Raw genomic sequence first — 12,672 nt, forward strand, 5'->3', positions numbered from 1 at the left:
CGTTTCTTAAGAAAGTGCGGTCGTTTTTTTCACTGTTTTTGCAATTTCCAACAAGCGGGCAATATGGGTTGAGAGTTCCGGATCATAGTTTAAACAATGTTTAGGATTTTCAATCCGGGCCTGTCCTCCCTTGACTAAATCAACGGATTTTTCGACCGCACTTTTCAGCGAACCGGGATCATGACGGTTAAAAGTAAAACCGAACCGGTTTTGAAAAACTTCCAGGCAAGCCATATTTTCCGAAAAAATAATCGGCGTACCGGACAGGACGGATTCCAATCCAACCAAACCGAAAGGCTCATAAAAGGATGCCATTATGGTGAAATCCGCCGCCTGATAGAGTTCCGGCATATCTTGTCTGAAACCTAGCGAGCGCACATTCCGGCTGTTTTCTACCGGTGTTCCCGCCACCACCAATTTAATCGGTAAATCCGAGGCGTTAAAGAAATTTTTTAGTAATTCGAAGCCTTTGCGTTTATGTCCCGTTGAAGGAAACAGGTAAATAACTTCATCATCGGCAAAGCCGAATTTCCGGCGTAATAGCTGACGCTGCCGGGGGGGGGGCGGAATAAATTTTTGCGTATCCGCCGGCGGATAAACCACCTGAATTTTTTGCGCAGGTACGCCGTAAAATTTAATGAGTTCGTCTTTCATCAGCCGCGAATGAGCAATGACGGTTTGACATTCCTTAAGTACCTTATATTCGTATGGAATTTTTATGAATCTTTCATAACAATTCGGCGTTTTGTGCAAGGCGTTCAGATAGCCTTGATGATTACCGCCGCACACGAAAATATCGCAATACAGAAAAAACAGCGAAAAAATCACTTCATCATCCCGGCGGTTTTTACGTACGAACGATGAAAGGAAACGGTGACGCAGTTTGCGCGGAATAAAGGAAATATTGGCTTTGATTAAGTCAATCCATTGATTTTCCGGCAGGCTGCAATCCGCCTTGCCGGTATAAATCCGCGGGCGCAGGTTTTGCTGATGAAATCCGTTGATTATATCCAGAATATAACGTTCAACTCCGCCGCCCCGTCGAAAATTTAAGGTATTAATGGCAACTTTCATACTTTCCCTTCCGTTGCTTTACTTTTCGCAAAATACAATAAAGCCCCGCAAAAGCAGGGCTTTATTCGGCATTCAAATTATTTTTTGGTACCCGGAATGCTGAAACGTTTGTTGAAACGTTCTACACGACCGCCGGTATCTACCACACGTTGTTTACCGGTGTAGAACGGATGGCAGTTGCCGCATACGTCCAAGTTAATGTCTTTACCTAAAGTTGAACGTGTTTTGATTACGTTACCGCAAGAACAAGTCGCAGTAATTTCTTTATATTCTGGATGAATACCTTGTTTCATTGGAAAACCTCTGTCAGAAGCCGTATCGCCATAACGTCGGCCCGCAAGCCACCTTACACCATACGAAGTTAATATTACGCTGCACGGTGCAGCACGGAAATTAGACGGCAAATTATACCGAAAAAAATACATTATTCAAGACTGTTTAGTGGAGAAGATCAAATAAGCATTTGTTTACTCGATCATAAGCGGCAAAGATTTCTCGCTTTAACTTTACACTGATACTACGTTTAGTTTTATTCATTTGGATTTGACTTAAGAATTCATCTTGTGGGCGAACGACATTAGGTAATAAGGCACAAAAATGTACTTTATTTTCCCAATATCTATCCATAGTAATATCGACGTTGTAAATCCATTCTTTCATTTGAGTTAAAAATTTTTTTGCCGCTCTAGGAGTAACAAAATAACCTGTGGTATTAGCCCATCCTTTATATACTTGAGAAATAATTAAATTCGTATTAGGGATTTGAAATAATGGCGCTGATTTTACATTATTTCCGCCAGAACGGTTACTTAGCCTGAAAAATTCAAAATAATTTGCTACAGTTGGCGCATATTTGAGAACATCATAAAATCCGTCAAGTAATATAGCATCATCTTCCAATATAATAACCGGCTCATTTAATTGAACACATTTTTCTAAAAGAAGATAATGGCTGGCAAAACAGCCAAGCTGTGAAAGTGACATATCCTGCCCTTTTCTTGCTAATCGTTTTTTTGAGTTATATTTTTTAAAGAGAGGATGATTTGCTTCTTCATTACCGTTTACACCAGTAAAAAATTGGTAGTTAAGATGAAAATCAGGAAAGCATTTTTGCAATTCGTCAAATTGTTTCTGCATGAATTGACGGCGTTGAGTTGATTTTTTTAAATTAATGATAAGAATATTGATTGATTGATTGATTGATTGATTGCCATAATCTGCTCCTTTACCCTGCATATGGTAAAGATTTATTTTTGGAATTACAAACTTAAAATGAAATTTGTTCGTGTCGCGCTGGCGGTGCCGTTAATGCGTTTTTTTGATTATTTATTGCCTGACGGGCTTTCGCTTGAGATCGGAAGCCGGGTTGTGGTGCCGTTCGGACGGCAGAAACGGGTGGCGATTGCAGTGGATTTCCCGCTTCAAAGCGAATTGCCCGCCGAACAACTGAAACAAATTCTGGCGGTATTGGATGAAAAAACAATCTTTAATGCGCCGCTCTGGTCATTACTGAACTGGGCGGCTGGGTATTATCAGGCACCGCTGGGAGAAGCTTTATTTTCGGCGTTGCCGGTGAAATTGCGTAACGGTGAAAGTGCGGTGGAAAAATCGAAAATTTTTTGGAAATTGACCGCACTTGGCGAACAGGCGTTAACGGACGGTGCGCTGAATCGCGCGAAAAAACAGCTGGAAGCGGCAAGATCACTGATTTTAGCTCCGTTGGAAAAAGGTAATAATCCTTTCGCCGCGAGCATCTGGTCGGCTTTGAAAGAGAAAGCTTTGATTACGGAATTTGAGCAGGCGGTGGAATCCGTCGATTGGCAAAAAAAGTTAGGTGAATTAGCGCTAACCAAAACGGAAAATCGTTTAACCTTAAATAAACAACAGGCGTTGGCGTTAAGCCGGTTGTTGTTTCAGCAAGGCTTTCAGGCATTTTTGCTGGACGGCGTAACAGGTTCCGGTAAAACGGAAATCTATTTGCAGTTTATTGAAGAAACATTGAAAAAAAACCGGCAGGTTTTGGTGCTGGTGCCGGAAATCGGTTTAGCTCCGCAAACGGTCCGTCGCTTTCGGGCGCGTTTTAACGTAGAAATTGACGTATTGCATTCCAATTTAAACGATTCTCAGCGACTACAAGTGTGGCGACGGGCAAAAAACGGGCAAAGCGCGATAGTTATCGGTACCCGTTCGGCGTTGTTTACCCCATTTCGTGATCTAGGCGCGATTCTTCTGGATGAAGAACATGAGGCCTCTTTCAAACAGCAAGACGGGTGGCGTTATCATGCCCGTGATTTGGCGGTGGTTTACGCCAAGCAGCTGGATATTCCGGTGGTGTTGGGCTCGGCGACCCCCAGCTTGGAAAGTCTGCACAATGTGAATCAGGGGAAATATACCCACATCGTTTTGTCGCAACGCGCCGGACAAGCGAAAACAGCAGAAAGTCAGTTGATTGATTTAAAAAAACAATCGGTGGTAAACGGTTTGTCGGGTACCTTGCTGCGTAAAATGGATGAACATCTGCAAAAGGGAAATCAGGTGTTGCTGTTTTTGAACCGACGCGGTTTTGCACCCGTGTTGCTATGTCATGAATGCGGTTGGATGTGCTGCTGTCCTCATTGTGATAAACCGTTCACATATCATCAACGGCAACGGGTTATGCGCTGTCATCATTGCGCATCGCAGCGCCCGATTCCCATGCAGTGTGCGGATTGCGGTTCGACCCATTTAATCACCACAGGGCTTGGCACCGAACAGTTGGAGCAAACGTTGAAAGAACGTTTTCCGCATTACGGTATTACCCGTATCGATCGTGACAGCACGGCGCGTAAAGGCACACTGGAAAGCCATCTGGATGATATTAAGCAAGGCAAAAGCCGGATTCTGATTGGCACGCAGATGCTGGCGAAAGGTCATCATTTCCCGGATGTGACGCTGGTGGCGCTGATTAATGTGGACGGCAGTCTGTTCAGTATGGATTTTCGTGCCGAAGAACGCTTGGCGCAGCTTTACGTACAGGTGGCGGGGCGAGCGGGCCGAGCGGAAAAACCGGGCGAAGTATTGTTACAAACCCATTATCCGGAGCATCCGCTATTGCGGCGTTTGTTGAACGACGGTTACGCCGCGTTTGCCCGTGAAGCGTTAGACATGCGTCGTACAATGGGATTGCCGCCTTTTAGTTTTCAGGCGTTATTTAAAGCGCAAAGCCGACAATCTGCAGCTGCTGAGCGATTACTCACTCAGATTGCGGATTATTTCCAACGATGGAAACAGGCGAAAAATCAACCGCACTTACAGATTTTGGGCGCAATGCCGGCACCTTTCGCCAAAAAAGCGGATCAATTTCGCTGGCAGTTGTTATTACAACATCCGTCACGCGCTTGGTTGCAAAGGGCATTGGCGGATTTTTATCGGAACTGGGAAAATAAACCGTCACAAGTGCGGTTAAATTTAGATGTAGATCCGCAGGATCTGACTTGATCGACGCTTTTTCCCGCGAACTTAATGAAAGAATAAGACGACGGACTAGTCACATTGACGAAATTTGAGTAGAATTAAGCGCATTTATATCAAAAATAAACAGAGTCTATTCATTTTTTCGGAAAATATTAAGGTTTTATTGTGGCACAACGAGATTATGCTGCGCGCAGCACCAAAAAGAAAAAATCAGCCGGATTAGGAAAATCCGTCTTGCTAACTATCGCCTGCGTTGTGGTTTTGGGATTTGCATTGGGGCTTTATTTTTTAACCACAAAAGCGCCGGAACCGCAGTCTAGAGAATTAGCGGTGGAACAGGTGAAACCGAAAAGCCAATTACCCAGCCGACCGGAAGAAAGCTGGTCGTACATTAAAGAATTGGAGCGCCGCACCGTGCCGACGGATAACAGTCAGGCGTCCTTGGAAAAAGTAGCGCAATTAAGTGAAAAACAAAAAGAAGATTTAAGACGTTTGGAAGAAGCCGAGAAAAAAGCGGCGCTGGAACGGGCGACTAAAGCGGCGGAAAACGGTGCTCAGCAAACCGTTCCGGTAACAGATGCGACTTCCGTTGCGGCAACGGCTACGTCACCGGCGGCAGGTATAGCGGATGAAGCAGGGGCAAAAGCGGAAGCCGAAAAAAGAGCCGTAGAGCAAGCTAAAAAAGAGGAAGAGCGCAAAAAGGCCGAATTAGCCAAACAACAGGCGGCGAAAAAAGCCGAAACCGCCAAATCCAATTCGGCTAAAGCTTCCGGCGGTAAATTCGGTTTACAGTGCGGCGCCTTTAACGATCGCGCGAAAGCGGAAGCTTTGCAGGCGAAGCTAGCGATGACAGGGTTGAATGCGCGCATTACCGAAAGCGGCAAATGGAACCGTGTGTTGGTTGGTCCGATCGGCGATCGTCAGGCGGCTGCAGGCGCACAACAACAAGCCGGCTCAGTGGCGAGTTGCGTGATTATCGGGATGTAATTAGGTTCATAAAATTGAACGTGCGGTAAAAAATAAAAAATTTTGACCGCACTTTTTTCATCTTAACGCTTGCTTATCAACAAAAAATCATTAAAATGAACGAACGTTCATTCAGCGGCATTTCTGCCGCTTTTTGTTCTATGTTTAATCTCACTTAGGATTTGTCTTATGCACCAATCTGATAAAGATATGGCGGAGCAAATTTTGGTTGCAACGGAACAATTAATTGCGGACAGAGGGTTGCAGAACCTATCGATGCAAAAAATTGCCAAGCAGGCAAAAATTTCAGCCGGTACCATTTATCTTTACTTTGAAAGTAAAGATAAATTGTTAGAACAGCTTGCGCGTCGCGTATTCACGCTTTTCAACCAAGAGCTGGAAAAAAATTATGATGAAGACGTATCTTATTTTGAACAATATCGAACAATGTGGTGGAATGTTTGGCATTATCTATTGAATAATCCTATTCAGTTGAAGAATATGAGCCAATATTGGTCTCTACCCACTTTTATTGATATTTGTGCGGAACTGGATCAAGAAAGTCATTGGGCTATTTTTTGTCAAAAAGCAATCGCTGCAAATGAAATGTGCGATTTGCCGATTAAAGTGTTGTTTTCATTAGGGCTTGAGCATTTAGTAAATTTAGCAAAAGATAAAATTTATTTTAAGCTTGAACTTGCAGATGACGTTCTGGAAAACATTATTGAGCGCAGTTGGCGTTCCCTGAAAAAATAAATTGTAATTTAACTTTACGGAGTTTTTATGTCTCAACTTCAAACGAACAAACCGAAACGTTCGCATACTTTCTTTTTGAAAGTAGGGCTAGCTGTTGCGGTGTTAGTGTTCGCGCTAGTCATCGGTTTGAACAAATTTAAAGAAATTATGATTGGCAAAGCTATTGCCAATATGCCGGAAACAGCAAGTCCGGTAACGGCAATGACGGTTGCACCGCGTGAATGGACACCGGTGATTAATACCACCGGTCTGGTTCGTCCTAATCAAGGATCTATGTTAAGCGCGCAAGCTTCGGGAACGATTAAGAAAATTCTGGTTAAATCGGGTCAAATTGTGAAAAAGGGCGATGTGCTGGTCGAATTTGATAATGATGTGGAAGTGGCAAGTTTACGTGCCGCTGAAGCGCAAGTGCCGGCAGCGCGTTTAACTTATCAACGTTATGCGAACTTGATCAAATCACAAAGCGTATCACAGACCGAATTGGATAATGCGAAAGCGACTTTAGATCAATTAGTGGCAAACGTTAATTCTTTAAAAGCTACCATTGAACGCCGTAAAATCGTTGCGCCTTATGATGGTGTCACCGGTATCGTTCAAGTCAACGAAGGTCAATATATCTCGACCGGCGCGGAAATCGTACGGGTAGAAGACGTTAGTTCCATGAAAGTGGATTTCTCCGTATCGCAAAACGATTTGGAGAATCTGCATATCGGTCAGAAAGTAACGGCTACGTCCGATGCCCGTTTAGGGGAAACTTTTGCGGCGAAAGTTACAGCGATTGAACCGGCAATCAATAAGTCCACCGGCTTAATTGATGTACAGGCGACATTTGAACCGGAAGACGGCAAAAAACTGTTATCCGGTATGTTCACCCGTTTGCGTTTGGCTCTACCGACGGAAAGAGAACAAATTGTGATTCCGCAGGTGGCGATTACCTACAATATGTATGGTGAAATGGCTTATGTGTTACGGCCGTTATCCGATGAAGATAAAGAAAAACTGAAAGATAACGAAAACTTAAGCAAAATGTATCGTGCCCAGCAAATTACCGTATTTACGAAAGACCGTCAGGGTATTTATGCACAATTGAAAGGTGACGAAGTGAAAGCCGGCGATATTATCGTCACCGGCGGACAACAGCGTTTGGGTAACGGCAGTCTGGTAACGGTCGCCGATAAAGAAGGCGTCGGTACCGTTCAGCCTGCAACCAAAACCAACCTTTAATTTCAGGATTGTTTGAATGAAATTTACAGATATTTTTATTAAGCGTCCGGTGATGGCGATTTGTATTAGTCTGCTGATCGTCATTCTCGGTTTGCAGGCTATTTCAAAATTGTCGGTACGTGAGTACCCGAAAATGACGACTACGGTAATTACCGTGAGTACGACTTATGCAGGGGCGGATGCAGGCTTAATTCAGGCATTCGTGACATCAAAGCTTGAAGAGGCCATTGCGCAGGCGGATAACATCGATTATTTATCTTCCAGTAGTGCACCGAGTTCTTCTACCATCACGGTAAAAATGAAACTGAATACCGATCCGGCTTCAGCCTTGGCCGACGTATTATCCAAGGTACAGTCTGTCCGTTCAGAATTACCGAGCGGTATTGAAGACCCGACATTAACCTCTTCAACCGGCGGTTCGGGGATTATGTATATTAGTTTCCGTTCCGATAAACTGCATCCAAGCCAAGTTACCGACTATATTGAACGCGTAGTGAAACCGCAGTTGTTTACTGTTGAAGGTGTGGCGAAGGTAAACGTGTACGGGGCGGCGGAATACGCCATGCGTATTTGGCTGGATCCGCAAAAATTGGCGGCACAAAATCTTTCCGCTTCTCAAATTGCTACCGCGTTAGCTAATAATAACGTACAGACTGCAGCAGGTAACGACAAAGGTTACTTTAACGTTTACCGTAACAAAGTGGAAACTACCACTAATACGGTGGAAGATTTAGGTAATTTAATCGTTTATTCCGACGGTGAAAAACTGGTTCGTTTACGAGATGTCGCCGATGTAGAGTTAAATAAAGAAAGCGATAATACCCGTGCAGCGGCAAACGGCTCCGATGCGGTGGTATTGGGGATCGAGCCGACATCCAATGCAAACCCGTTAGATGTCGCCGATAAGATTCGTCCGCTATATGACACCATTAAAAAGAATCTGCCGAACAGTATTGAATCGGATATTCTTTATGACCGTACGGTAGCCATTAACAGTTCTATCAACGATGTAATTCACACCATTGTGGAAGCGGTGGTGATTGTGTTGGTGGTGATTATGATGTTTATCGGTTCGTTACGCGCTATTTTGATTCCGATTATTACTATTCCGATTTCCTTAATCGGGGTGGTATTTTTACTGCAGGCATTGGATTTTTCACTTAATTTAATGACCTTGCTTGCCATGATCCTCGCTATCGGCTTGGTGGTGGATGATGCTATTGTGGTACTGGAAAATGTCGATCGTCATATCAAAGAAGGCGAAACGCCGTTCCGGGCTGCGATTATCGGTACCCGCGAGATTGCCGTTCCTGTTATTTCCATGACCATTGCCTTGGTGGCGGTATACTCGCCTATGGCGTTAATGGGGGGAATTACCGGTACCTTGTTTAAAGAGTTCGCTTTAACGCTGGCGGGAGCGGTATTTATTTCGGGGATTATTGCCTTAACGCTTTCGCCGATGATGTCGGGCAAAATGTTGAAACATGAAAGTTCGAAATTCGAGGAGAAAGTTAACCGCACTTTAACCAAGATAACCAACATTTATACTTATATACTCGGCTTGGTTATGCAAACCCGTAAGGCCATTTTATTGTTTGCAGTAATTATTTTCGCCACTTTACCGGTGTTGTTTACCGCTTTATCCAGTGAGCTAACACCGACGGAAGATAAAGGCGGTTTTCTGGGGATGGTTACGGCACCGTCCAACGTTAACGTAGATTACGTGCAGCAGGCAACCAAACCATATGAAGAAATATTGGATAACACGCCGGAAAAACAATATTCTCAGGTGATTGCCGGTGCGCCGAATACCAATCAAGCGTTGGTTATTACTACCTTAAAGGATTGGTCCGAACGTAGTCGTACTCAGGCGGAAGTAATGGCCGAATTAACGGCGAAAGCAGCAGAAATTCCCGAAGTATCCATTTCAGCTTTTGCGTTCCCTGAAATTGAAACCGGGGAACAGGGACCGCCGGTAGTTATCGTGTTAAGTTCGCCGGGCAGCACCAAGGAATTGGCGCAAGTTGCCGAGACGTTTTTAGACAAAATCCGTAAATCCGGTAAATTCGTATATTCAAACTTAACCTTGAAATACGACGTTGCGCAAATGCGTATTAAAGTAGATAAAGAGAAAGCGGGAACCTACGGTATTACCATGCAGCAGATTGCAAGCACCTTGGGTTATTATCTATCGGAAGCGACAATTACCCGAGTGGATATCGACGGTCGTGCCTATAAAGTGATTTCTCAGGTGAAACGCGAAAACCGTTTATCGCCGGAAAGTTTGAAGAATTATTACATCAGCGCAAGCAATGGTGAAAGCGTGCCGTTAAGCAGCTTGTTGGATGTCACGCTGGAACCGCAACCGTATTCGTTACCGCGTTTCAGTCAGTTGAATGCGGCTGAAATTCAAATGGTACCGTCACCGACGACAACGACAGGTGATGCGATTGCATGGTTGCAGGAGGCGGCGAAGGATTTACCGCAAGGTTATTCTTACGACTGGAAAGGCGAAGCCCGTCAGCTGGTGCAGGAAGGTAACGCATTGGCAACCACCTTTATTTTGGCGGTGCTGATCATCTTCTTGGTATTAGCGATTCAGTTCGAATCCATTCGTGATCCGATGGTCATTTTGGTTTCCGTACCGTTGGCGATTTCAGGCGCATTATTGGTCTTGAACTTGCTCAGTTTCTTCGGTGTAACGGGGGTTACGCTCAATATTTACTCCGAAGTCGGTTTGATTACGCTGGTCGGCTTAATCACCAAACACGGTATCTTAATGTGCGAAGTGGCGAAAGAAGAACAGCTTAATCACGGTAAAAACAAGATGGAAGCTATTATGACCGCCGCGCAATTACGTTTGCGTCCGATCTTAATGACGACGGCGGCGATGATTGCCGGTCTCGTGCCGTTGCTTTATGCTTCCGGCGCCGGTGCCGTCATGCGTTTCAGCATGGGGGTTGTGGTGGTAGCCGGTCTGGCTATCGGTACTTTGTTTACCTTATTCGTGTTACCGGTGATTTACACTTATCTGGGATCCGATCACGAACCGTTACCGGAATTCGATGAAAACGCACCGAGAATCAGTCAGGGCGAAAGCCACTAATTCAGTGTAAAAATGCGTTAAGTTTTAACCGCACTTTTAAAGTGCGGTTATTTTTTTGCCTGTTTTCAGGGAAATTTAATGAAATAAAAAATGCGATCGTTTCCGACCGCACTTTTGTATGTTAGAAAAGTTTCTTGACAATTAAACGTCTTTCGCCATTTCAAATTCAATCAACATCATCAAAATATGGATCACTTTAATGTGAATTTCCTGAATGCGATCCGCATAACGGAAATGCGGTACGCGGATTTCCACATCGGCTAAACCCGCCATTTCCCCGCCGTCTTTCCCTGTCATCGCGATCACTTTCATGTCTTTTTGTTTTGCCGCTTGAATTGCGTTTAACACGTTTTTGGAATTGCCGGATGTGGATAAACCGAACAATACGTCACCGGGTTTGCCGACCGCTTCCACATAACGGGAGAATACGTAATCGTAACCGAAATCGTTACTGACACAGCTTAAATGGCTGACATCGGAAATGGCGATAGCCGGATAACCGGGACGGTTTTCACGGTAACGGCCGGTTAATTCCTCGGCGAAGTGCATGGCGTCGCAATGGGAACCGCCGTTGCCGCAGGAAAGCACTTTACCGCCTTGTTTGAAACTGTCGGAAATCAGTAATGCCGCCTGTTGAATTAATTTAATATTGTTTTCGTCCGCAATAAATTTTTGCAGCACGTCTTGCGCTTCTAGTAATTCCGTTTTGATTTGGTCTAAATACATGAAGTTCTCCTTTGAATCGGTACGCCCGCAATGAGAGGTTGCGGGCAAAGTAGTATAGCAAAATTCGTCGGTACGCGACTACGGCTTAACAATTCGTTTTGCCCGTAAAAAATTTGTAATCGACGATAACATAAAGTTCAAAAAACTCTCGTTTTTTTGACCGCACTTTGGGGATTCTTCTGATAATCAAAGTTTGTCCGCATGGTGAATCAGCACGAATTTTTCCCATAGTTCGTCGTTGCTTTCCACATGCTGAGGATCCGCTATAATACATTTTGTGATGGGACAAACTTTTTGGCAGGTCGGCGTGTCATAATGACCGACGCATTCCGTGCACAGCGCGGGGTCGATTACATAGATTTCGTCACCGACGGAAATGGCGTCGTTCGGGCATTCCGGCAGGCACATATCGCAGTTTGTGCATTTGTCTGTAATGAGTAATGCCATGGTGATCTTCGGTTAACAAAAAGTGCGGCGATTATAAAGAAATCAGGGCTAAAATTAAAGGTAAAAAATGAATCAAAAATATTTGAAATGGATTCGTATCGGAGCGGTGGCGTTGCTGGCGGCGTATTTTTATTTTTCGCAACGGTTAATTCCCAATGAAACGACACCAGAAAATCTGCCGCAACAGCAGCAAAAACAGGATAAAACGAGACAAAAAACGCAAAGTGCGGTCAGAAAAAACGATGTTTTTTCAGCAGCCGATTCAATTGATAGTAATGACGCGACGACTAATCGCCGACAGACGGATACGCGTAAGCAAGCCAATGTTTCGGCGGATTACGATTACAACATGCGCGACGATGCGATCGGACAAAATGCCCATGCTCCTGTGGATTATTACATGTTAGTGCTGTCTTGGTCGCCGGCATTTTGTGATTCTCAAACCAAAAAATTCGGCGGCAATCTGCCGCCTTCGGTACAGCAACAATGCGGGATGCAACGCCAATACGGTTGGGTGATCCACGGGTTGTGGCCGCAAAACCGCGCGGCGCGCGGGACGGCGGATCATCCGCGTTTTTGCCGCGGTGATTTGCCTCCGGTGGATTCTCGGGTAATTGAAAAGTATTTATCAGATAGTCCGAGTGCGGTTTTATTGCAGGGAGAATGGGAAAAGCACGGCGCTTGCGCCTTTCAATCGGCGGACGCCTATTTCCAAAAGCAACGGCAGTTATTCCGGAGTTTAACTTTGCCGACACAGAATATGGATCGCAAAGCCTTATTCCGTTGGATGAAACAGCATAATCCGCCGCTGAAAAACGTGTTTATGCAAGCCAGCCGTCAGGAACTTTTTATCTGTTACGATCTAAACTGGAACGCGATAAATTGCCCGTCCCGTTGAAGGTGAAACGATTAAGCGTATT

At 44.7% G+C, this 12,672-nt stretch carries 11 protein-coding genes; 6 read left to right on the top strand and 5 right to left on the bottom strand.

Going from position 1 to position 12,672, the window contains the following annotated elements; genetic code table 11:
- Positions 1-6: 6 nt before the first annotated feature.
- The 3 genes from ASUC_RS02720 to ASUC_RS02730 all read right to left on the bottom strand — a co-directional run bounded on the left by ASUC_RS02720 (position 7) and on the right by ASUC_RS02730 (position 2,310).
- Positions 7-1,074: a glycosyltransferase family 4 protein gene (locus tag ASUC_RS02720; RefSeq protein ID WP_012072279.1), complete on the bottom strand. Its 1,068-nt coding sequence runs from the start codon at positions 1,072-1,074 to the stop codon at positions 7-9.
- A gap of 77 nt (positions 1,075-1,151) precedes the next feature.
- Positions 1,152-1,367 (bottom strand): 50S ribosomal protein L31, encoded by a 216-nt coding sequence (rpmE, locus tag ASUC_RS02725; RefSeq protein ID WP_012072280.1) that lies wholly within the window; start codon positions 1,365-1,367, stop codon positions 1,152-1,154.
- Positions 1,368-1,512: 145 nt separating this feature from the next.
- Complete coding sequence (locus ASUC_RS02730; protein WP_012072281.1) at positions 1,513-2,310, bottom strand: glycosyltransferase family 25 protein; 798 nt, start codon at positions 2,308-2,310, stop codon at positions 1,513-1,515.
- Positions 2,311-2,346: 36 nt separating this feature from the next.
- Here ASUC_RS02730 and priA point away from each other — a divergent pair, with 36 nt between their 5' ends.
- From priA to acrB, 5 genes are all read left to right on the top strand, one after another.
- Positions 2,347-4,551 carry a primosomal protein N' gene (gene priA, locus ASUC_RS02735; protein WP_041834706.1) on the top strand — a complete coding sequence of 735 codons (2,205 nt, stop codon included), beginning with the start codon at positions 2,347-2,349 and terminating at the stop codon, positions 4,549-4,551.
- Positions 4,552-4,692: 141 nt separating this feature from the next.
- Positions 4,693-5,514 carry a cell division protein FtsN gene (gene ftsN / locus ASUC_RS02740; RefSeq protein ID WP_012072283.1) on the top strand — a complete coding sequence of 274 codons (822 nt, stop codon included), beginning with the start codon at positions 4,693-4,695 and terminating at the stop codon, positions 5,512-5,514.
- A gap of 168 nt (positions 5,515-5,682) precedes the next feature.
- Positions 5,683-6,249, top strand: coding sequence for a TetR/AcrR family transcriptional regulator (locus ASUC_RS02745; protein ID WP_012072284.1), 567 nt, complete (start codon positions 5,683-5,685; stop codon positions 6,247-6,249).
- 27 nt (positions 6,250-6,276) lie between these two features.
- Positions 6,277-7,473, top strand: a complete 1,197-nt coding sequence (gene acrA / locus ASUC_RS02750; RefSeq protein ID WP_012072285.1) for a multidrug efflux RND transporter periplasmic adaptor subunit AcrA — start codon at positions 6,277-6,279, stop codon at positions 7,471-7,473.
- A gap of 16 nt (positions 7,474-7,489) precedes the next feature.
- Positions 7,490-10,579 (top strand): multidrug efflux RND transporter permease subunit AcrB, encoded by a 3,090-nt coding sequence (gene acrB / locus ASUC_RS02755; protein ID WP_012072286.1) that lies wholly within the window; start codon positions 7,490-7,492, stop codon positions 10,577-10,579.
- Positions 10,580-10,720: 141 nt separating this feature from the next.
- Here the strand turns inward: acrB and lpcA are convergent, their stop codons facing one another.
- Positions 10,721-11,305 carry a D-sedoheptulose 7-phosphate isomerase gene (lpcA, locus tag ASUC_RS02760; RefSeq protein ID WP_012072287.1) on the bottom strand — a complete coding sequence of 195 codons (585 nt, stop codon included), beginning with the start codon at positions 11,303-11,305 and terminating at the stop codon, positions 10,721-10,723.
- Between the two features lie 186 nt (positions 11,306-11,491).
- Positions 11,492-11,752: a YfhL family 4Fe-4S dicluster ferredoxin gene (locus ASUC_RS02765; protein WP_012072288.1), complete on the bottom strand. Its 261-nt coding sequence runs from the start codon at positions 11,750-11,752 to the stop codon at positions 11,492-11,494.
- A gap of 67 nt (positions 11,753-11,819) precedes the next feature.
- Between ASUC_RS02765 and ASUC_RS02770 the strand changes: the two genes are divergently transcribed.
- Complete coding sequence (locus ASUC_RS02770; RefSeq protein ID WP_012072289.1) at positions 11,820-12,650, top strand: ribonuclease T2 family protein; 831 nt, start codon at positions 11,820-11,822, stop codon at positions 12,648-12,650.
- Positions 12,651-12,672: the final 22 nt, after the last annotated feature.

Origin of the sequence: Actinobacillus succinogenes 130Z, from assembly GCF_000017245.1 — a bacterium.
Classification (GTDB): domain Bacteria; phylum Pseudomonadota; class Gammaproteobacteria; order Enterobacterales; family Pasteurellaceae; genus Exercitatus; species Exercitatus succinogenes.